20 protein-coding genes are annotated in these 21,099 nt (G+C 59.4%); 10 read left to right on the top strand and 10 right to left on the bottom strand.

Annotation, left to right across the window (positions count from 1 at the left end):
- The first annotated feature begins 206 nt into the window (after positions 1 to 206).
- Entirely contained in the window at positions 207 to 5,723 is a 5,517-nt protein-coding gene (locus CAQUA_RS08205; protein WP_290178154.1) for a hypothetical protein, read from the top strand.
- A 95-nt stretch (positions 5,724 to 5,818) separates the two neighbouring features.
- Here CAQUA_RS08205 and CAQUA_RS08200 read toward each other — a convergent pair whose 3' ends face one another.
- The gene (locus CAQUA_RS08200) at positions 5,819 to 7,531 is read right to left on the bottom strand and encodes an RNA/DNA-binding domain-containing protein (RefSeq protein WP_196823720.1); all 1,713 of its coding nucleotides are present in this window, start codon (positions 7,529 to 7,531) and stop codon (positions 5,819 to 5,821) included.
- Positions 7,532 to 7,893: 362 nt separating this feature from the next.
- Between CAQUA_RS08200 and CAQUA_RS08195 the strand changes: the two genes are divergently transcribed.
- The 4 genes from CAQUA_RS08195 (at position 7,894) to CAQUA_RS08180 (ending at position 9,349) form a co-directional block, all read left to right on the top strand.
- Positions 7,894 to 8,100 carry a ribbon-helix-helix domain-containing protein gene (locus CAQUA_RS08195; protein ID WP_196823721.1) on the top strand — a complete coding sequence of 69 codons (207 nt, stop codon included), beginning with the start codon at positions 7,894 to 7,896 and terminating at the stop codon, positions 8,098 to 8,100.
- Between the two features lie 95 nt (positions 8,101 to 8,195).
- Positions 8,196 to 8,489, top strand: coding sequence for a type II toxin-antitoxin system death-on-curing family toxin (locus CAQUA_RS08190; protein ID WP_435383912.1), 294 nt, complete (start codon positions 8,196 to 8,198; stop codon positions 8,487 to 8,489).
- 166 nt (positions 8,490 to 8,655) lie between these two features.
- Entirely contained in the window at positions 8,656 to 8,934 is a 279-nt protein-coding gene (locus CAQUA_RS08185) for a hypothetical protein (protein WP_196823723.1), read from the top strand.
- Positions 8,924 to 9,349: a TA system VapC family ribonuclease toxin gene (locus tag CAQUA_RS08180; RefSeq protein WP_196823724.1), complete on the top strand. Its 426-nt coding sequence runs from the start codon at positions 8,924 to 8,926 to the stop codon at positions 9,347 to 9,349. The genes CAQUA_RS08185 and CAQUA_RS08180 overlap by 11 nt, the downstream gene beginning before the upstream one ends.
- 50 nt (positions 9,350 to 9,399) lie before the next feature.
- Here the strand turns inward: CAQUA_RS08180 and CAQUA_RS08175 are convergent, their stop codons facing one another.
- The 3 genes from CAQUA_RS08175 to CAQUA_RS08165 all read right to left on the bottom strand — a co-directional run bounded on the left by CAQUA_RS08175 (position 9,400) and on the right by CAQUA_RS08165 (position 10,608).
- Positions 9,400 to 9,759 carry a type II toxin-antitoxin system VapC family toxin gene (locus tag CAQUA_RS08175; protein WP_435383911.1) on the bottom strand — a complete coding sequence of 120 codons (360 nt, stop codon included), beginning with the start codon at positions 9,757 to 9,759 and terminating at the stop codon, positions 9,400 to 9,402.
- Positions 9,760 to 9,825: 66 nt separating this feature from the next.
- Entirely contained in the window at positions 9,826 to 9,966 is a 141-nt protein-coding gene (locus tag CAQUA_RS08170) for a hypothetical protein (protein WP_196823726.1), read from the bottom strand.
- A gap of 381 nt (positions 9,967 to 10,347) precedes the next feature.
- Positions 10,348 to 10,608 (bottom strand): hypothetical protein, encoded by a 261-nt coding sequence (locus CAQUA_RS08165; protein ID WP_196823727.1) that lies wholly within the window; start codon positions 10,606 to 10,608, stop codon positions 10,348 to 10,350.
- Between the two features lie 35 nt (positions 10,609 to 10,643).
- Here CAQUA_RS08165 and CAQUA_RS08160 point away from each other — a divergent pair, with 35 nt between their 5' ends.
- The 3 genes from CAQUA_RS08160 (at position 10,644) to CAQUA_RS08150 (ending at position 12,278) form a co-directional block, all read left to right on the top strand.
- A complete protein-coding gene (locus CAQUA_RS08160) occupies positions 10,644 to 11,498 on the top strand; it encodes an Fpg/Nei family DNA glycosylase (RefSeq protein WP_196823728.1) in 855 nt (284 codons plus the stop codon).
- A gap of 110 nt (positions 11,499 to 11,608) precedes the next feature.
- On the top strand, positions 11,609 to 11,848 hold the full coding sequence (locus tag CAQUA_RS08155) for a DUF6364 family protein (RefSeq protein WP_196823729.1): 240 nt from the start codon (positions 11,609 to 11,611) through the stop codon (positions 11,846 to 11,848).
- On the top strand, positions 11,835 to 12,278 hold the full coding sequence (locus tag CAQUA_RS08150) for a TA system VapC family ribonuclease toxin (RefSeq protein WP_196823730.1): 444 nt from the start codon (positions 11,835 to 11,837) through the stop codon (positions 12,276 to 12,278). Before CAQUA_RS08155 ends, CAQUA_RS08150 begins: the two co-directional genes overlap by 14 nt.
- A 6-nt stretch (positions 12,279 to 12,284) precedes the next feature.
- On the opposite strand, the gene CAQUA_RS08145 is transcribed toward CAQUA_RS08150, so the two are convergent.
- The 4 genes from CAQUA_RS08145 to CAQUA_RS08130 all read right to left on the bottom strand — a co-directional run bounded on the left by CAQUA_RS08145 (position 12,285) and on the right by CAQUA_RS08130 (position 16,765).
- Complete coding sequence (locus CAQUA_RS08145) at positions 12,285 to 12,920, bottom strand: DedA family protein (protein WP_196823731.1); 636 nt, start codon at positions 12,918 to 12,920, stop codon at positions 12,285 to 12,287.
- A gap of 53 nt (positions 12,921 to 12,973) precedes the next feature.
- Positions 12,974 to 14,461: a glutamate-cysteine ligase family protein gene (locus CAQUA_RS08140; protein ID WP_196823732.1), complete on the bottom strand. Its 1,488-nt coding sequence runs from the start codon at positions 14,459 to 14,461 to the stop codon at positions 12,974 to 12,976.
- Between the two features lie 73 nt (positions 14,462 to 14,534).
- Complete coding sequence (gene pgi / locus CAQUA_RS08135) at positions 14,535 to 16,202, bottom strand: glucose-6-phosphate isomerase (RefSeq protein WP_196823733.1); 1,668 nt, start codon at positions 16,200 to 16,202, stop codon at positions 14,535 to 14,537.
- A 110-nt stretch (positions 16,203 to 16,312) separates the two neighbouring features.
- Positions 16,313 to 16,765: a hypothetical protein gene (locus CAQUA_RS08130; protein ID WP_196823734.1), complete on the bottom strand. Its 453-nt coding sequence runs from the start codon at positions 16,763 to 16,765 to the stop codon at positions 16,313 to 16,315.
- A gap of 133 nt (positions 16,766 to 16,898) precedes the next feature.
- Here CAQUA_RS08130 and CAQUA_RS08125 point away from each other — a divergent pair, with 133 nt between their 5' ends.
- Positions 16,899 to 17,219 carry an antibiotic biosynthesis monooxygenase family protein gene (locus tag CAQUA_RS08125; RefSeq protein WP_196823735.1) on the top strand — a complete coding sequence of 107 codons (321 nt, stop codon included), beginning with the start codon at positions 16,899 to 16,901 and terminating at the stop codon, positions 17,217 to 17,219.
- A gap of 47 nt (positions 17,220 to 17,266) precedes the next feature.
- Here CAQUA_RS08125 and CAQUA_RS08120 read toward each other — a convergent pair whose 3' ends face one another.
- A complete protein-coding gene (locus CAQUA_RS08120) occupies positions 17,267 to 17,560 on the bottom strand; it encodes a chorismate mutase (RefSeq protein ID WP_196823736.1) in 294 nt (97 codons plus the stop codon).
- Between the two features lie 197 nt (positions 17,561 to 17,757).
- On the opposite strand from CAQUA_RS08120, the gene pcrA reads away from it, so the two are divergent.
- On the top strand, positions 17,758 to 20,178 hold the full coding sequence (gene pcrA / locus CAQUA_RS08115) for a DNA helicase PcrA (protein WP_196823737.1): 2,421 nt from the start codon (positions 17,758 to 17,760) through the stop codon (positions 20,176 to 20,178).
- A 44-nt stretch (positions 20,179 to 20,222) separates the two neighbouring features.
- Here pcrA and CAQUA_RS08110 read toward each other — a convergent pair whose 3' ends face one another.
- Positions 20,223 to 20,894 carry a M23 family metallopeptidase gene (locus tag CAQUA_RS08110; RefSeq protein WP_196823738.1) on the bottom strand — a complete coding sequence of 224 codons (672 nt, stop codon included), beginning with the start codon at positions 20,892 to 20,894 and terminating at the stop codon, positions 20,223 to 20,225.
- Positions 20,895 to 21,099: the final 205 nt, after the last annotated feature.

The following is a 21,099-nucleotide window of genomic DNA, read 5'->3' as shown; positions in this document are numbered from 1 at the left end:
GTCAGAACCCATCATTGCGTTTGCGCCGCCGCGTGCTTGCCTCGCTGTGCGCCTTCTCCTTCGGCGCCGGCGCCGTCGTTGCAAGTCCCGTAGCACCCACGGCCAGCGCGGTACCCGCAAACCAACCCCCAAGTCAATACGTTGGAACGCCGATGTCGCAGTACCAGAACTCGACCTTGGACACGCAAAGACGCGGTTCGTGCCGAGTGAGTGCGACACTGGGCCTCGAAAATGAGGGTGCAAGCCTTGATTATGTACAGGTACCGGGTTTCGGTCGCCTTTACGCTGACGAGACCGTTTTCGGCGGGGGTTCCTTTGCGGTGAATTTGGTGGCGCAACTCGGACATGACACGGGCAAGGGCGACCAGTTCCCCCGCTACCGTGAAACGGCCCGCGTATCGGCGAACATTCTGGACGGTAAACCGCTGCTACGCATCACGCAGGGGGAAAACCGAACAGTAATCCAAGGCGCCGCTGTCGACACGGTTGTCGTATCCGATCAAGGTACCGCGGACATCGAGGTAGATAAGCAGCAGACAGTCGATTTCAACGGTAACCAAAACACCGTCATTGGCTGGGGCCTGACCCAGAATAACTATCCAGGGGTGCCCTATAGCCAAGCCTTCGTCGGAGTTACTGCGCAAATCTCTGGGTCGTTCGCACCCTTCCCGGACGAGAACGCATCCTGCGCGCCAATGACCTCCACCTCCACGCCGGTGACAATGCTTGCTGATGGTCAGCCACACCCCTTCACAATCAATCTCGATGGCGTGCGTACAGAGGATTTTGAGCGCCTGCGGGTCATTGTGGTGGACAAGGACGGCAACCCGATCGACGGCGCCAATGTGGAAAAGGGTGCCGCGATCCCGGGCGCCGGTGACAACATGACCGGCATGAACACCAAGGTCACCCTGCCGAAGGACGACCCCCGCTTCCATGAGGGAAAGGGTGCGTTCCTGCAGGTGTACGCGGTTCCACGCAAGGGCGATGACACTCGCGCAGCGGCTGGCCCGAACAAGAGGGCAGAACTTCAGGGTAAAACGGCGTACAAGCGCGACGAAGCAAAAGGCAAGGGCTTATACGACACGAATGTGCAGGTGGGCGGCCTTCACGCAGTCAACACGCCGACGTTCAGCGCCGAGCACGGTGCGAACTCCGGCGAGCCGGGGAAGACCATCTCCGCCAAGATCATCGGCGCCGAGCAGCCGGACAAGGGTGTCAAGGCTGGCCAGGAGTTCTTGGGCGAGAACAACCCGACGTTCTCCCTCGGCGGGGCCATTGAGTACGGCGACAAGAACCAGGGCGCCAACGATTGGACGAACCCCAAGGTTGACCCGGTTACGGGTGAGGCGACCATCACCGTCGGCAAGGGTGCAAAGGGCGGCGACCTCGCCTACGTGCCGGTGAAGGTGACCAACTCCGACGGCTCCTCGTTTACCATCAGGGCGACGTTCACCTCGAAGCAGCCCGCGCCGGTGGCGCTGCAGCCGGCCTTCAAGGCCGGCCCGGTAGGCGACACGCTGCAGGCCACCCCGAGATACACGAAGAACGGTGAGCCGTACATCGATCCCACGACGGTTCGTATCGTCGGCACCGATGAGAAGTCCGACGGCAAGACGCTCACGGTCGATGGCCAGGGTGCGTGGAGGGTCGATGCGAAAACGGGCGAGTTCTTCTTCACCCCGGTTGCCGGCTTCGTGGGCGACCCCACGCCGATCCAGTACACCGCGAACGGGGTGAACGGTGCAGAGCCGGTCGGACCTGCGCTGGTGAGTGTCTTCTACTACCCGCTGGAGACCCGTGAGGCCACCACCTACGGCCCGGTCGAGGCGACGCAGAACTCCACCGACAACAACTCGCCCGGTGACGCGGGCCGAACTACAGCCCAGCTCTTCCCGGGCCTGCCTTCCACCTGGTACGGCCAGGCCGACAGCCCGGTGACGTTCCAGCTGGTTGATCCGAACGGGACTCCAGTACAGCAGGGACAGGCGCTGGAAATCCTGAACGTTGGTACCTACACCATCGACCAGAACACCGGCGTGGTCTCCTTCAAGGCAGCTGAAAACTTCCTCGGTGCAAATGAAACTGAGAAGGACGCCGCCAAGGTCGGCATCCGGACAGTGGGTCTCACCAATGCCGAGCGTGGCGGAGAAGAAGCACAGTTGACGGCGTACTACAGGCCGACCGTCGAAAAGCAAAGCTTCGCGCTGCCGAACGCGCGCGAGGACGGCCAGACGGGCCAGCCGCAGAGCGCGACGCCGAACTACCGCGCCTTCTCCACTGACCCGAAGACCGTGAAGATGGTGTCGGTGGAGGGCAACACGCTCTCCGCAGACGGCAAGACCATGGTGGTTCCGGACCAGGGCACCTGGACTGTCGACGACAACGGCGTGTTCACCTTCACCCCGGTCACCGGCTTCGTGGGCAGCCCGGCGCCGGTGCGCTACGAGGCGAACTCTCTCTCCGGCCAGAAGGCCGAGGGCACGGGCCAGGTCGCGATCTTCTACCCTGATCCGCGCACCTTGCCGGCGAACACCTCCGCCGCGCAGGGCGTGACCCAGGAATCCGACGACACCCATGACCGCAACGAGGGCAAGGCGACCCAGGACATGTTCCCGACGCTGCCGACTGACTGGTACGGCCAAGAAGACAGCCCGGTGAAGTTCGACCTGGTCGACCCAAGCGGCAAAATCGTCGAAACGAAGAACGACAAGGGCCAGCCGACCTTCACCGTGGAGAACGTGGGTACCTACACCCTCGACCCGGTCAAGGGCCTGGCCACGTTCACCCCGGTGCCGTCGTTTACCGGCCCGGCGCCGCGGGTGGAGATCCAGACCAAGGGCATCACGGGCGGGGAGGAGCTCAAGGCCGCCTACAACCCGTTCGTCTACCCGGTCGGGGTGGAGATCCCGTCCGCGTTCGAGCGTGCCGACCAGGTCGGTTCGCCTGTCGACGTCACCCCGATCTACGAGCGCACTAAAGAAGACGGCACGCGCGACGAGCTTGCGTCCGTGAATCCGGAGACGATCCAGATCGTCGCAGACGGGCTGCCGGACGGCTCCGTGATCAGCGAGGACAAGAAGTCCGTCACCGTGCCGGGCGAGGGCAGCTGGACCGTGGATGACGCGGGCAAGTTCACCTTCACCCCGCTTCAGCCTGATCCCGCGAAGCAGGTTCAGGGCTTCACCGGTAACCCGACCCCGGTCTCCTACCTGGCGAAGAACGTGCAGAACATCGACGCGCTCGTGCCGGGCCAGGTCACCGCGCTCTACCCGACGATCGCCACCGACGACGCCATCACCACCGGCAACAAGGGCCAAACACAGCTCTCCACCGACACGCAGGACGGTGTGGAGGACAAGGGCCTGACGATCGCGCAGATGTTCCCGAACCTCAACCCTGAGTGGGCGAAGGCGGGCATGGAGCTCGTGGACCTGCAGGAGCAGGGCACGCTTAACGACGATAAGACGGTCCTTACCGTTGAGGGCAAGGGCACCTACACTCTGGACAAGGTTGCAGGCACCATCACGTTCGCTCCCACCGGGGACTTCCAGGGCACCGCGCCGAAGGTGGGCATCAAGCTCACGGGTGTGGACACCCAGCCGGTTGCCGCCTACACTCCGATCGTTCGCCCGTTTGCGAAGCCTGCGGAGGACGCAGTGGTGGTGCTGCCCTCTAAGGTGCAGAAGGGCACAACGGGCGAGCCGGTTTCGCTCACCCCGCCGCTCGCGGACAACATTGACAAGTCCACCATCAAGATCCTCAACGGCGAACAAGAAGTGGACGCGCTTGAGGTTACTGAGAACGACAAGAAAGTGGGTACGTGGACCGTCGATAAGCAAACTGGCGAATTCACTTTCACCCCGGAAGAGGGCTACCTCGGCTCGCCGGCACCGGTGAAGTACACCGCGAAGGACCGCTTCGGCACCAAGGCCAAGGAGCCAGGCGAGGTGGCAGTACAGTACCCGAACCAGCGGACTGTCGACTCCGCGACGTCCGGCCAGTTGGACGTGAACCAGACCTCCCGCACCTTTACCGGCGAGGGCGGCATGTTCCCGACCCTGCCCGAGTGGACGTCCAACACCTTCGCGCTGGAGGGCGCTAACGATGACGGCAAGATCGTCCGCGACGGTGTGGGCACGTTCTCTATTGAAAACGGCCGTGTGGTCTTCGATCCGGAGCCGGGTTTCGTGGGCAAGGCTGACCCGGTCACCGTCGTCGCGACCACCGCAACCGGTGAGACCTTGGAGGCGAAGTACGAGCCGGTGGTGATCGGTGTGAAGCCGCCGACGACGACCACGCCGACGACGACCACGCCGACGACGTCTACGCAGCCGACCGATCCTTCGTCGCCTGAATCACCCGCTCCGAGCAGCCCGAAAAGGCCGGTTGATCGCCCGTTTGTTCTGCCTAGTGGCGCTAAGATGGGCGCACTTGGTAAGGCGGTTGACGTGACGCCGAAGTACCCGGGCTGGGTTGCTGTGAACTCGATCAGGATTAAGGGTTCGACTGGTGATGGCAAGACATTGAAGGTCGACGGCCAGGGAACGTGGACTGTGGACAAGAACGGTACGTTCACGTTCTCTCCGGAGCCTGGTTTCTTGGGCACTCCTGAACCGATTAGCTACACCGCGAAGGATAAGGAGGGCAAGGATTCTGATGCTCCTGGTTGGGTGATGGCGTACTACCCGGCGGATGCTGATGCTGATGCTGATGCGGATGCCAACCCGTTCATCCTCCCGAGTGATGCGGTGAACATTGCTAAGGGTGGTAAGAAGGTCTTCAACTTGCTTGAGATGAACAACAAGATCGATCCGGCGACTATCGCTATCGAAGGTGCTGTTGACGGTAAGTTGGTTGTTCCGGGTGAGGGTACGTGGTCGGTTAACAAGGTCACTGGTGAAGTGACGTTTACCGCGGAGAAGAACTTCGAAGGGACCGCTACTCCGGTGAAGTACACTGCGCGGAGCAAGTCTGGTGTGGAGTCGAAGTACCCGGCATTTTTGATGGTTGCTACTGATGGTAAGGACCCGGTGCCGGGTCCGGTGAACCCGACGCCTGGTACGACGACTCCGACCGGCCCGACGACTACGCCGGTTGATCCGGCGAAGGAGCAGTCGTCGGCGAAGGCGAAGAAGACGTTGGAGCAGTGTTTTGGTAATGCTGTTCAGTCGCCGATTACGTGGTTGTTGCCGATTGCGTTGGTGGGTGCTGTGGTTGGCAAGATTGCGGAGCCGTACATGGCGCAGGTTTCCGGTGAGATTGCTGGGTTGAATGCTCAGTGGAATGAGTTTGTTCGGAAGAACACTCCGGATCGTCCTGAGTGGGGTCATGGTGATCATGGTCGGCGTGATCCGCGTAATGATGAGGAATACCGTCGTGCGATGGAGCATGTGAATGCGATTAATGCGCAGTTGCAGGGTTTTGCATCCAACCCGGATTTGCAGCGGATTGGTCAGGCGATTGGTGCTGCTGTGGCTATCGCGGCGTTTGCTGGTTTGATGTATGACTGGTGTGTTGCTGAGGTGGGTAAGGCGAAGACGTCGGTGGATTTTGAAAAGTTCGGTAAGAAGAATCTTTTCGCCACCGGTACTGCTTCACCGACTACGGTTCCGACGACGGTGATTCCGCCGTTGGGTGGTGATGCCCCGGAGGTTGAGGGTGTGCCGTCGTCTGATGGTTCGTCGAAGGATGGTTCATCCAAGGATGGTTCATCCAACTAGGTACATAGCGTGTGACCGCCTCATGTGCCCCGATTGCCGGGGTGCGTGGGGCGGTTCGTCGTCAAGCAACAAGCTCTCCGAATGGTGGCGGGTAGCTACGGACGTAATCGGTAGCGCTGGCCCCGCGCGGTTGGGGCATCATTGGTGAGTTCCACCCTGCCCGCCGTGCGCAGCGCCTTGAGGGCCGGGGTGACTTGGCCTACCGACAGGCCGGTTCGGTCGATGATCTCGCTTTTGCGCAAGCCAGCGAAATGTCCTTCGAGAGCCCCCTCTATTATTTTGGTTTTCTCTTCCATGCTGAGGTAGCCGGGAGAGTTCTGCGCAGGTGCTTCTGGTGTTCGATGCGTAATCAAACGGTACGTGGTGCCGCGGCCCTGGCCCACGGTTTCAACGAGACCGTAGGTCACCAATTGGCGCAGTTCATTACGTGCTTGGACCGAATCCATTGGGAACTCTTCCCGATACATCGCGTTTGTGAGTTCGACCCCGTTGTGCATTGCTACCAGAGCGTGACGTTGAGCAACAGTGAACTCAACCGACCCAGGCAGGGAGGAGACCCATTCTGCGTCGTGGCGTGAGATGAGCGCTGAAGACGTCAGGATCGCCGTGAACCCGATCACCCGGTCCTGGAAAAACGGCTCCGGGAGGAAAGCCTCGCGCATGGCCCTGCGGGTCGCAGGAATACCGGTCGCGCTCGCCTCGATGACGTTGTTTCCGTCGGCGGTGGTAATTGCGCTGCACATGTCGTAAAGCACCGGGTTCCTCGCAATAGGTGCCGTGGTGCCTAACTGCCTAGTCGTGATTCCCCACAGCCCACCTGGGTTGCTGACGACGAGCTTTCCATCCCGCCTGATCACTTGGACATACTTATCAGCCGAGGATGCGGAAAGGTCTCGGTGCACTAATGCGTTAGCGACGATCTCCCGCACCGCCAGCACTGGAATCTCCGGAACATCTTTCCCTTGCCCGCCGGTAAAGACTACCGCGGTGGATAAACGCTCTTGGACCCACTCGAGGGTTGAATCTAACAAGTCGGGCACCGGGCCGGAAAATTGGTGTTTGTTGCGCATTCTGATACCGGCAGCCTCATCGCGTTCCGATACTTGGTGAACCTTAACGCCTAGGTGCGGGAGGAAGCGCTGCGGGTGCACGCCCATCGCGTACATAGCCGCCACCGTCGGTGCGCCGGTGACTGGGTCGATGACGTTCGTGTGAACTAGCTGATCGCGCTCAGTGAAAGTGCTCAGTCTGCGAGAATCCCTTCGCTGTCGAGTGAGGTACATCTCCACGAGAGCGGGATCGAGGTCATCGAATGTAGCTCCCTCTACGGGTGCACGGTCCGCGTTTGGGTGCCTGCGTTTAGAAACCAGCAACGCCTCCTCGTTTGGGTGGAGTAAGTAATCACCATCCGCGGATCGAATGAAGGCAGGCCCGTGCGCACCCACCTTGAACGGCTTGTGTTCCGGATCCTGGGGAGGCACTACGCAGTACGTCACCGCTTGGCCTTCGAACTTCACGGTTCCGACTGCGCCAAGCTGAACCGCCGGAACGATTCGCTCTCGGGCTTTCCCTCCCAGGGCCGATTGCGCCGCTTTCGCGTCGTATACGCCGGTTGATCTGAATGCGCCATCGTCTTCAGACAGGCCGAGAAGAATGAGCCCGCCTTCGGGCATATTCGCGAAAGCTGAAAGCGTCTCGTCGATATCCTTGGGCATGGCGCTAGCCGCGGCCTTCACCTCAACATTGAATGTGTCGTTGCCACTTTCACGCAACCGCGCTACGGTTTCGGGGATATTTACCGGCTGCATTCTCAAATGCCCTCCATGGTCTCAGCCCCACATTGATAGATACCTAGATACTTACATTGATACTTCAGAAGTATCAAGGAAAGTATCAAGGAAAGTATCGAGGAAAGTCTCAATGTGCCGGGGTTTGGTTCGTCGTCAAGCTCTCCGAATGGTGACGGGTAGCTACGGACGTAATCGGTAGCGCTGGCCCCGCGCGGTTGGGACATCATTGGTGAGTTCCACCTTGCCCGCGGTGCGCAGCGCCTTGAGGGCCGGGGTGACTTGGCCTACCGACAGGCCGGTTCGGTCGATGATCTCGCTTTTGCGTAAGCCAGCGACATGGCCGTCGAGAGCCTAGGTACCGTTTTGGTACCATAGTGTTCATGGCTATGAATCTAAGGCTCACACCCGAGGTCGACGAGAGGCTCACGTCCATAGCGGCGATGGACGGCGCTTCTAAGCAGCAAGTCATTGCAAATCTCATTGATGAGCGATTTGAACGCGATGCCGCCCGCCAGTTCGCAGAACGCGAGCTCAGCGCGTTCTTCGATTCTCGCCAGGACTTGATGGATCGACTCCGGGACGCGTAATGCACCCTCGATCAGTTCTACGTCTGGAATCTGTCGGTCCTTGGCTTGAGCAACACGGATTCTACGCTGGGGATAGGGGACTGATCGCCGCTGCCTTGGAGCGGCCGTGGCTCACTTTCGAGGGGCAAGACCTCTATCCCGATGTGTGGTCGAAAGCCGCCGCACTTCTGGTCGGCGTTATTTCTACCCGTCCTTTCGTGGACGGGAATAAACGAGCCGGTGTGTTGCTCACGGTGCTTATTCTGCGCTCATACGGGGTGCCGGTGACTCACACCGCGTCGGATGACTGGTTCGATCTTGCCACTTCAGTAGCTGTCGAGCGGCAAGGTATCGAGGATATCGCGATTCGTTTGCGTTCGATGGTTGAGAAGCCATGGAATCCACGGTGACGCAGGTGATGTCACGGCGGAAAACGATTCACAACCACTGACCGCTTCATGTGCCCCGATTACCGGGGCGCGTGGGTCGGTTCGTCGTCAAGCGAAAGCGATGTTCAGCTGATTCTCTGAGATTGAATCATTGATTCAGCCTGCGCGCTTAAGTAGAATCATCACCATGACTACCACAACAGCGCCACAAAAAGAGGGCACGCGAACCACAGTCCGGTTGAGCCCGGAAGTGCTGGCTGCCGCCCGGAAACTGCAGGAGACCAAGGGGTTGTCCCTGTCGGATGCCGTGAACGAGCTTGCCACTTTGGGTCTCGAGCGCGAACGCCCGAAGAAGAAGTTCGTGCTGCCGGAGTTCGATTACAAGCCAAAGGTCGACGTCACCAACGTCGGTGAAGTGCTCGGGATCGAAGAAGAAGAGGAATGGCGCGGAAAATATGATCGTTGACGCAAACGTTCTGATCTATGCGCTCGGCGCGCCGAGCCCTCATACGGAATCGGCGCGCGTTTGGTTGAGTGACGCTCTCAACGGTGAGGAAAGGGTGGGATTTCCGTGGGTTTCGCTGCTGGCGTTCCAGCGAGTGACCACGAACAGGCGGATCACGGACAATCCACTCACTGTCGAACAAGCATGGAGTGCGGTGGAGACGCTTCTGCGCGCCGACCAAGCCTGGATCCCTCAGCCCGGTCCGCGGCACGGAGACATCCTCGGCCGCTTGCTTCTGGGGTCTGGGGCGACCGGGAACCTGGTCACCGACGCCCACATCGCCGCATTGGCCATCGAGCACGGTACGACCGTGTGTTCTTTCGACAGCGACTTTGCGCGGTTCCCGGAGGTCCGCTGGTTCAACCCCGCGCACTAAGTCAGCAAAGGGTGGCAAAGGGTATTCGCAACCATAGGAGGGGGTGCGAACTAGCCATGAGGGTGCGCCGGTTCCCTCCAGTTCTCGATCGTCAGGGACGGCACGCGACGGAACTCGGAGGTATTAGCAGTTACTAACACCAGCTGGTAAGCGGCGGCTTGTGCGGCGATCCATAAATCATTCGGTCCGATCGGTTTACCCTCGGATTCGAGACGTTGTCGGATATCGGCGTACGCCTCAGCTGTCGCGGGGTCGACCTCGATGCACGGGTAGTTCTTGGCTAGATCGTGTACGAATTGTGTGCGACGGGTGGACGCATTCATACTCTTCCGTGCTCCTAAAAGCAGTTCGCCTAAGACAAGCGTGGAAAGTCGGAGTTCTCCAGCATCTGTGACTTGCAAGCGTTTCACTACGTGCGCATTGCTCCGTCGGATTGCGTCAATCCAAATGTTTGTATCCAATAGGTACGCCACGAGTCACTCCCAGGCGGGAACGTCGTCAAGAGGCAGTTCCTCTGGCTCTCTGAAACCGTCGGCCCAACCATCAGGCAGACCATCCGTAATCGAATCGATGATGTCCATAGCAGAGGGTCGTTCCGGCATCATCGGCGAGGACATGTTGGACTCCTAGAGTGCAGTGTATATACGCGTGAGTATAACCATTGCGTTGAGCGTTCGGAAAGCCTCGCAGGAGTGTTGGTGGGCGTCGAATACGCGAAAGTGGCGCGTTCTGGATTGCCTACGTCTTCCAAGGACTGATGACGGATACGCCCGTGCCGTTAAAATCCTTGGCGTTTCGGGTGGCAAGGGTGCATCTTTGAGCTGGCTCGGGCTTCACAACCTCAGAGATCACATTGGTATCGAGAATGATCATGACAGATCTGCCGCCCGAGCTTGACCTTCGCGTGGCGGGATTGTGAGATCTGCTCCACCGATTTCGCGCGCGGCCTCATACAGAGCCAATCCGAGGTTCCGCGGCCGCGTCCCCTCATCGATGAGTCACTCTCCGGCGGTGAGCTGCTTTACCAGATGCGTTGCGGCGCTCAGCCCGATCCGTGGGTTGGCGGTGCGGATGTCTTTCACGGCTTTGACGAAGTTGGTGGTGGGGTTGGTGCCTGTCTTCTTAAGCTCGTTGGTTGCCCAGGCCTTCGCCGCGTCCATGTCCGGGAAGAAGCCCACCAGTGATTCCTCCGGCGTTGGGCCGGTGGGGGCGAAGAGGCGTTTGATGCGGTAGAAAAACGAGTCGGGGTTATCAGTCATGGCCCCACCCTACGCGCGGGGAATAGACTTGCCTCATGCCCGAGGGTGATTCCGTCTATCAGCTGTCCAAACGCCTCCAATGGATGCCCGGCCGCGAGGTCACTTCCTGTTCGCTTCGCGTGCCACGCTTTGCGACGGTCGATTTCACCGGTATGGTCTGCGAGCGCGTCTGGCCCTATGGAAAGCACCTGTTTATGCAGTTTGGGTTGGAAGGCTATGAACCCCAGGTGCTGCACACGCATTTGAAGATGGAAGGCACATGGTCGATTCACCGGGCAGGAGCCCGCTGGCGCAAGCCCGGGCATACCGCGCGGGTGGTATTGCGGTTGGATGATCATGAGGGAGCGCCGTTGGGGAGCGGTACACCCCCGCCGGATATTGAGCTAGTGGGGCACTCATTGGGCTTAGTGGATGTGTTCCCGGCCAGTGAATACGACGCGCAGATGGGGTATCTCGGCCCGGATCTTCTTGCGGAGGACTTCGACTGTGATGAAGCCGTACGCCGGATCATGGCGGAGCCCGATCGGGAAATCGGCCGCAGTTTGCTGGACCAGCACAGGTTGGCCGGGATCGGCAATGAATACCGCGCAGAGATCTGTTTCCTCGCAGGGGTGCATCCCGCGAGGAAAGTAGGAGAGCTGGGGGAGGAGAAGGTCGCCTCAATGGTGGAGATTGCCCGGCGGCTCATGTGGGCGAACAAGGATGAGCCTGTGCGCGTATCCACCGGCGTGAAACGCGCGGGGGAGACCAGCTACGTCTTCGGTCGCAATAACAAACCGTGTAGGCGTTGCACCACCTTGATCACCAACGGATTCCTGGGCGGCGAGGGCGACCTGGAGCGCGTGATCTGGTGGTGTCCTCAATGCCAGCCGGAGCCATCCTTTGATTAACACTAAAACCCTCCCGCCGAAACGATGGTGGCTTCCCGAAATAGCCTCTGAACTGGATAATGCATCAACGCATCTTGATCTGCTCTCTCGCGTTAGATTATCTTTGAGGCATGAGGACCACGATAAATTTGCCGCCGAGGATCATAGAGAAAGCAAAAGAACGCGCCCGTGAAAAGAACGTCACGCTGAGTTTGTACGTCGAAGAAGCGGTTCGTTCAGCACTCAGCAAAGACGAGAGCACCCCAAGCGAGTCGGTTGTTAAACTCCCGACATTCAACTGCGGAGGACCTGCTTTGATAGATCTAGAGGACAAAGATGCGTTATGGGAGGCCCTCGATGATCGTTCCTGACGTGAACGTTCTGGTTAACGCCTTCCACCCACCGTCCCCTCGACACGAAGTGGCTCGCCGGTGGCTGGAAGATGCTTTGATCCACCGTGAAACGCTCGGCCTTCTTGACGTTATTGCGACCGGATTCGTGAGGGTGATGACCAATCCCAAAGTTTTTTCCGAGCCATTAACCGGTTCTCAAGCTCTAGGTGCAGTTGAAATGCTCATGAGAAACCCTAACACTGCTTTGATACGTGCTAACGATTCAACCTGGCCGATATTCCAAGAACTCGTTGAGTCGTATGAACTTCGGTCCAACGACATTCCTGATGCCTGGATTGCAGCGGCGGTGATCGGAGAAGAAGCCACCCTTGTTAGCGACGACCGAGGTTTTGGCCGCTTCCCAGATCTGAGATGGAAAACTCTGCCTGAATCCGTGAGTAACCCTTAAACGGAGTTAGACCTCCGCGCGCGGGCCGGCGCCTTTTTCTTTGATGGCGCGGCGGATGAAGAACGCGCCGAAACCAAGCAGGATCAATAGGAGAATCACGTAGACGACCTTGGAGTACTGGTCCACGTAGCCGGTGACTGTTTCCCACTGGTCGCCCAAGACAAAACCAAGGTAAATCAGGATCGCGTTCCAGATCGCGGATCCGAAGGTGGTCCACAAACCGAAGGTGACCAGGCTCATCCGGTCCAAGCCCGCGGGGATAGAAATCAACGAGCGGATACCAGGAATAAGACGTCCAAAGAAGATCGAGGGTTTGCCATACTTATCAAACCACGCGAGGGATTTGTCCACGTCGGAGACCTTGACCAGCCACATCCAATCGGCGATCTTGCGCAGGCGGTCCGCACCCAGCCATGCGCCGAGTCCGTAGAGCAGGTACGCGCCGACGACGGAGCCCAGTGTGGCAAAAATGAAGACAGAGACGAAGTTCAGGCTGCCCTTCGCCACTGTAAAGCCAGCCAGGGGAAGAACCACCTCAGACGGAATCGGGGGGAAGAGGTTCTCCAGCAGAATCGCGATACCAACACCCGGCGAACCGAGCGTTTCCATGAGGCCGACAATCCAGTTAATGATGGAATCCATTTGCCTTATTCTGCCTTATACCGGGCGTTTTCCTAAACGTTTCGGCCGTGTTGTCACGAAATGTCGGTGGACCAGGTGTGAACCGGGGCGTCAGATGCTTGATTAGCCAGGTACGCCTTCAAGACCTGTGCAACGGCCTCATGGCGTTCGGGCGTGTCCGGTGCGGTGCCAGCGCCGACGTTGTCCAGGGCGGCGAGCTGCCACGCGGCGCCGTTCTGGCCGGTATCCACGCGGTCAGCGATGATGCCAAGGTACTTGTCGGCCAGCTCCGGTGTGACGTTGAGAAGCTCAAGGCCCGTGCGTGCCTGTTGCAACAGGTGGTCGATGACCAAGTCTGTGACGTTGATGCGGCCCAGGGTCGGCCACCACACTCGTGCGTTCAGGCCGTCGCGGGCACCGGCGAAGAAATTCTCTTCGGCGGTTGTGAACGGAAGGCGCGACCACACGGGGCGGGTCTGTTCGCCTAAGTACTTCACCATTCCGTAGTAGAACGCCGCATCGGCGATGATGTCAGATGCCGTCGGTCCGGCGGGCAGCAGACGATTTTCTACGCGGATGTGGCTGAGTTCGGTGTTCGGATCATAAATCGGGCGGTTCCAGCGCCAGATGGTTCCGTTTTGGAGGTTCAGGTAGTGCAGGCTGGGGCTGTCACCGACCATGCGTGGGTTGCCCGCAGACTTCCGGTCCTCCGGCAGGAGAGGGGAGAAGTAGTAGACGTTTTCTTCAAAAAGGTCGAAGACGGATGTGATCCACCGCTCACCGAACCACACGCGTGGGCGCACGCCTTGGTGCTGCAGCTCCTTGGTGCGTGTGTCAATGGACTGTTCGAACACCGGAATACGGGATTCGTGCCACAGGCGGTGGCCGCAGAAAAGCGGCGAGTTCGCGCTGACCGCAACCTGCACCCCGGCGATAGCCTGCGATGCGTTCCACGCATCCGGGAAGCGGTGCGGGGCGACCTGGAGGTGCAGCTGCATGGACGTGCACGTCGATTCCGGGGCAATTGATTCGAACTCCTGGAAATAGCGCTCTTCCCGGCCGAAGTTCAGCTCCACCAGCTCACCGCGGGACTGCAGAATTGCGTTGTCCAGTGCGCTGTAGCGGTTCTCCTTCGTCATCCACTCCGGGTCATGGAGGAATTCGCTGGTCATCGTCGGCAGAGTGCCGATCATCGCCAAATGCGCATCCGCTTTGCGGGCGGCTTCGTGGACCTTCGTGAGGCGCTCCACCAGACCGTCGTGAAGCTGTGTGAGCCCATCGCCCTCAATGGACAGCGGCGGGTGGTTGAGCTCCACGTTGTACGCGCCCACCTCCGACTGGTACTCGTCGCCGAGGTGGGACAACACCTCCTGGTTGCAGCGCTTCGGCTGCATGTTGTCATCCACCAAGTTCAGTTCGAGTTCCAGCCCGATCGTGCCGTGATCGACAAACTCGGCCTCCTGGAGGTGCTGGTCAAAAACCTCCAAGTCGTCGAGAAGAATTTTGCGGTACTTCGTCCGCTGTTTCGGCGTATAGGACTTGGCGGATACGGCGTCTCCCATGGGGAACAACTTTATACGCAAATGCAGCGTGGGCGATGTGCCGCACGCTGCACGTGGTGAGAAGTCAGTGGATTTACTTCTGTGCGCGGTACCAGGTGATCAGCGCGTCCGTCGAAGCGTCGCCCGTGTCCGGGGTCTCAGCGCCGGAGACCGCCGCGGCGAGCTGGTTGGCCTGCTCCTTGCCCAGCTCCACGCCCCACTGGTCGAAGGAGTTGATGTCCCAAATAACACCCTCGACGAAGGTGATGTGCTCGTACAATGCAATGAGGGAACCCAGCGCGAATGGGGTGAGCTGTTCCGCCAGAATCGTCGTTGTCGGGCGGTTGCCTGGCATGACCTTGTGGGGAGCGAGCTGCGGATCCACGCCAGCTTCGACGATCTCTTCTTCCGTGCGGCCGAAGGCCAAGACCTTCGTCTGCGCGAAGAAGTTGCCCATGAGCAGATCGTGCATGGAGCCGTCACCGCTTGCCGTCGGCAGGTCCTCGTGCGGGTTAGCAAAGCCGATAAAGTCCGCCGGGATCATCGACGTTCCCTGGTGGATCAGCTGGTAGAAAGCGTGCTGGCCGTTCGTTCCCGGCTCACCCCAGAAGACCTCGCCCGTTTGGTATTCAACGCGGCTGCCGTCCTTGCGGACAGACTTGCCGTTGGACTCCATCGTGAGCTGCTGCAGGTACGCAGGGAAGCGGGACAGGTCTTCGGAGTAGGGGAGCACCGCGTGGGTCTGGGCACCATAGAAGTTGCGGTACCAGACGTTGAGAAGGCCCATCAGAGTGGGGATGTTCTCACGGATCGGGGCATCACGGAAGTGCTCATCCATCGCGCGGAAGCCATCGAGGAAACGCATGAAGTCCCGCGGGCCGATCACGGCCATGAGCGACAAACCGATCGCGGAATCAACGGAGTAACGTCCGCCAACCCAGTCCCAGAAACCGAACATGTTGGCCGTGTCAATGCCGAACTCCGCGACCTTCTCCGCGTTCGTGCTCACCGCGACGAAGTGTTTCGCGATCGCGGATTCATCGCCATCGAACTGTTCCAGCAGCCAGCGCTTCGCTGCGTGCGCGTTGGACAGGGTCTCCTGGGTGGTGAAGGTCTTCGACGCGACGATGAAGAGCGTTTCTCCCGGGTCGCAGTTATCCAGCACTGCAGCCATATCCGCCGGGTCCACGTTGGAAACAAACTCCGCGCTAATCCCCGCCGTCGCGTAGCTGCGCAGTGCCTTCACGGCCATGGCGGGGCCGAGGTCAGAACCGCCGATGCCGATGTTGACGACCTTCTTGATCGTGTGGCCGGTGTGCCCCAGCCATTCACCGGAGCGCAGCGAAGAAGCAAAATCACGCATGCGGCCCAGAACCTCGTGGACGTCTGCCGCCACGTCCTGGCCATCGACGCTCAGGTCTTCTTCAACTGGCAGGCGCAGCGCGGTGTGAAGAACAGCACGGTCCTCCGTGGAGTTGATGTGCTCCCCGCCAAACATAGCGGCCTTGGCGCTATCCAAGCGTGCGGCCTCAGCCAGAGCAACAAGACCGTCCACAACCTCTGTGTCCACCAAGTTCTTCGACAGGTCCACGTGGAGACCCGCGCCATCAAAAGTCCAGTCGGACGCCCGCGACCCTTCGTCGAAAAGCTGGCGAAGCGTCACATCCTTCTTCTGCGAATACAGCTGCTCAAGTGCAGTCCAAGCCGGGGTAGTGGCAATTGATGAGTTCGTGGATGGGCCCGAGGAAGAAGAATCAGTCATGGTGGCGATTCTAGCGCCGGTTGCACGCGGGTGCTGGGAAAAATTTTGGAGCCTTCCGAAGAAGGCTCCATGTAGCTCCAAGTAAAGGTGCGTCCTAGAAACGCGAACTTTTAGTTCTGCTCTGCGTCAACGCGCAGGCGGCCCTTGCGCAGCTCCTCAGCATCCAAAACGCCGTTGCCGTCCGCGTCATCCTTCTCCAGGGACAGGAGGCTGCCACGAGTCAGATCGACCATGCCCTCTTCACAATCTGCGTCACCCTGGCAGATCTCCCACTGCAACGGAGGGTTGGTTCCCTCAATCACCGCGATGTCCGCGTTTGCAGCCTTCGACGGCTCAGCCTCAGCGGAGGTTGCCTCAGCGGAATCAGAGGATGCGGAAGAAGACTCTACTGCGCTCTCAGAAGACGCAGGCGCAGACTGGCTAGCCGTCGCTGCGTCTTCGCCAGAAGAAAGGTTCGGGTCAACGCCCTGCCCGCAGGCTGCGAGCGGGAGGGTCAAAGCGGCGGCTGCAACGATGGCAGCGAAAGGACGGACGCGGCGGGTAGCTTTCTGGGTTGTGCTCATACCTCCGGTATTTTAAGTGCTTTTTCGAATCTTGCAGTGTGAACGAAAGATAAAACCACACGAAATCTTGATTGACATCTCGATTGAGCCGCAAAAGCAGATAGCAGCGGGCAATTTCTGCACAATGGGAACCATGAGCATTGTCAAAATCAACGCAATTTCTGTCCCCGAAGGCGCAGGCCCCCACATCGAAGAGCGTTTCGCTGCCCGCAAGCACGCAATTGATAGCCAACCCGGATTCGAAGGCTTCCAGCTGCTGCGTCCCGTCAAGGGCGATGACCGCTATTTTGTGGTCACCCGCTGGGCTGATGAGGAGTCTTACACCGCGTGGCGCGAAGGCGAAGGTCACGCGTCCGCACACGGCCACGGCGAGGGCGAACAACCACGCACACCCGTCGCTAGCAAGGCTGAGCTCCTCGAATTCGAAGTCGTCCTCGACTCCTTGGAGAAGTAGTTTTTCGGTTCAAACCCGGGCTCTACCCAGGTTTTCTAACCTGGGTACTACCCCAGCTTGCCCCGACCAAGCCGCAACAACGTTGCTGCAAGGTTGGGGCCTTCTTCTCCCAGCTCATCGCGGAACTGGTTGATAATAGCTACTTCCCGCGTGTGAACAAGGCGAGTTCCGCCGGAGCCCATACGCGTCTTCCCAATAGCTTTGGAGATCTCCGTTCGCCGTTTCACCGCGTCCAAGATCACGCCGTCCAACCTGTCAATTTCCTCCCGGTACTTCTGAATCTCCGCATCGGACAAGGGATCATCAGTGCCAGACGGCATGCGGATTTCGAAGTCACTCATAGCTCCACATTCTGCCACGGCTTAACGCAATGGCCGAAGTAACGTGCGGATAACGTGTGAGGTGTTGCACCGGGAATGTTGTTGTCCGGCGCGGAATTACACTTGTGTGAAAAGCATTTTTCGATTCACGGTTAGAAACAGACATTAATGCGTACACGCAACACGATTTCGGGGGAGTAAGGATGGCACAGGCGGGAATGACGGATGCAGGGATGACAGGCGCAGCGATGACGGGTGCAAGGAATCGTTCTGCGGATCTGACGCTGGGGTTGAACCCGCAGCAAAAAGCAGCGGTGGAGCATAGCGGGTCACCGCTTCTTATCGTCGCGGGCGCAGGCTCTGGCAAGACGGCCGTGTTGACGCGGAGGATTGCGTACCTTCTCCAAGAGCGCGGAGTGGCGCCGTGGGAAATTCTTGCCATTACCTTCACCAACAAGGCCGCTGCGGAAATGCGGGAACGTGTGGCCGCACTCATCGGACCGCAAGCGGAACGCATGTGGGTGGCTACGTTCCACTCCGTGTGCGTGCGCATTTTGCGGCAGCAGGCCCAGCTTATCGACGGCTTGAATACGAACTTCACGGTCTACGACGCCGACGACAGCCGGCGGCTGCTAGGGATGATCGCGAAAGATTTCAACCTTGATTTAAAGAAATTCTCGCCCCGGACGTTGGCAAACGTTATCTCGAGCTGGAAGAACGAGTTGATTACGCCCCAAGAGGCGAAGGCAACGGCGGAAACGACGAAGAATCCGTTCGAGCTCACCGCGGCGGGTGTTTACGGCGAATATCAAAAGCGCCTTCGTCAGGCTAACTCTTCGGACTTCGATGACCTGATCGGTGAGGTCGTCTTCATGTTCAAAAGGCATCCCCAGGTTGTGGAGTACTACCGGCGCAGGTTCAAGCACGTGTTGGTCGACGAGTATCAGGACACCAACCATGCGCAGTATGAATTGATCCATACGTTGGTGGGGACTGGGGACCCAGAAGAGACGTTCAGTCTGGCGCCGGAACTCGCCGTCGTGGGTGATTCTGACCAGTCGATCTATGCGTTCCGCGGAGCGACGATCCGCAATATTGAGGAATTTGAGCGGGATTACCCTAACGCGACAACGATTTTGTTGGAGCAGAACTACAGGTCAACGCAGAACATTCTGGAAGCCGCCAACGCGGTGATCTCGCAAAATGAGGGACGCCGGCCGAAGAACTTGTGGACGGATCAGGGGGCCGGGGAAAAGATCGTCGGCTACGTGGCGGACAACGAGCACGATGAGGCACGCTTCGTCGCTAGCGAAATTGATGCGTTGACCGATAAGGGCGTGAACTACTCCGACATTGCCATTATGTACCGCACGAACAATTCTTCCCGTGCGTTGGAAGACATCTTTGTTCGGTCAGGCATTCCCTACAAAGTTGTCGGCGGCACGCGATTTTATGAACGCAAAGAAATCCGTGACGTGATCGCGTACTTGAAGGTTTTGGATAACCCTGAAGATGAAGTCAGTCTGCGCCGCATCATCAACGTGCCCAAGCGGGGGATCGGCGACAAAGCCTTGGCGATTGTGGGGCTCTACGCCGACAACCATGAGATCAGCTTCAACCAGGCGCTCGCCCGCATTGCCAGCGGCGAGACAACCGGCGATGACATGCTGAACTCCCGGTCGCGTAACGCCATCAGTGGTTTCGTTGAGATGCTCCACGGCGTGCGCGAGGAGATACCCCAGCTGTCGAATGAAATCACTGGAAAGCCGGACCTGGGCCGGGTGGTGTCACGCATCTTGGACGTAACCGGGTACAAGGCTGAGCTGGAATCATCGAATGATCCGCAAGATGGCGCGCGCTTGGACAACCTCAATGAGTTGGTATCGGTCGCGCGTGAGTTTTCCTCAGACGCGGCTAATGTACTTGCGGTGGGCCTTGAGGAGCCAGACTGGGATCCGGAAAGCGGGGAACCGGAGCCCGGATCGCTCCAGGCTTTCCTGGAACGAGTCGCGCTTGTCGCGGACGCGGACCAGATTCCCGAGCATGATCAAGGCGTAGTCACGCTCATGACCCTTCATACGGCGAAGGGACTCGAGTTTCCCGTCGTGTTTGTCACCGGATGGGAGGATGGCCAGTTCCCACACCTGCGCTCCTTGGGTGACCCGAAGGAACTCGCTGAAGAACGCAGGCTGGCGTATGTAGGAATTACGCGTGCCCGCCAACAGCTCTTCCTCACGCGCGCTATGTTGCGCAGCTCTTGGGGGGCCGCGGTGACCAACCCGGCCAGTCGCTTCCTCGCAGAAGTCCCGAAGGACCTCATCGACTGGCGCAGGGAAGAACCGCAACGCTCCTACAGTTCCGATGCCTGGGGCAGTTCCCCGGGGTTCTGGTCAAGCCCGTCTTCCTCAACACCCCGTTCCTCCCGCCCACGCCGCGGCCGGTCAACATCGGCAGCGGCGGCAGTGAACAAAAATCTTCAGTTGTCAGTGGGCGACCGGGTCAACCACGCGAAATACGGTCTAGGGACCGTCGTATCAATGGAAGGATCCGGTGCACGGGAAACAGCCACCATTGACTTTGGCTCTTCCGGAACGGTCCGCCTGATGCTGATCGGCGGCGTCCCGATGGAGAAACTCTAGTCGGGCTGTTTGCTGGCTGGACATCGTTTAGTTGGACGTCCTTCTTACTGGACGTAGACCCCGCGCTCTGCCAGCCACGGAACCGGGTCTACGGCGTTGCCGCCGCCAGGGCGCACTTCGAAGTGGAGGTGCGGTCCTGTGGAGAACCCTTCGCTGCCCATGCCAGCGATCTTTTGGCCCGCAACGACGCGCTGACCAACGGTGACGTCGATCGTGCTCATGTGCCCGTAGACGGTGATGGTGCCGTCATCGTGCTGGATGCGCACCCACTTGCCAAAGCCCTGCGCCGGACCGGCGTCGATCACGGTGCCGTCCATTGCAGCGCGAATCGGTGTGCCGATCACATTCGCGATGTCAATGCCGTTGTGCATTGAGCCCCAGCGCATGCCGTACCCAGAGGTGAAAGTACCCTGCGCAGGCATGACCACCTTCCGGCCAGCGGGGCCAACACCGCTTTGCGGAACGACCCTGCTCATCGGTGCTTCGGATTCGTTGTACGTCGGCAAACTGCGCGGGTCGTACACGATGCTGTATCCCGCGCCGGAAATGGTAGCGCCGGATTTGAAGATGTCATCGAGTGCCTTGCCCATGTTCGGCAAGGTATGTGCAAAACCGTCGACGGGTGTGCCGTCGACGGAGAAGCTCAACGCGCCGGCAGGGACTGCGGTGACGCACAGGGCAACCGCCGCTGCGGCAGCGACGAAACGTCGTTTCATATCGTCCTTCTCTCGTTCCTCTAGCGGACATCGGAGACCGAATCCCGCGGAGTCGGGGAGTGGTGTCGGGGAACTGGGGAATTTTTCCAGCCCGAATAACGCTAACCGCGTCGCGGCAATGAATCAATCCTTTTTGCCGCTTAAAGTTGCTGGTAGACCCTGAATAATGGTCGTTTTGGGGTTCCAGATCAGCCTTCAGTGCTGG

The organism is Corynebacterium aquatimens (assembly GCF_030408395.1).
GTDB lineage: Bacteria > Actinomycetota > Actinomycetes > Mycobacteriales > Mycobacteriaceae > Corynebacterium > Corynebacterium aquatimens.
This window is presented reverse-complemented; position numbering and strand designations above follow the sequence as displayed.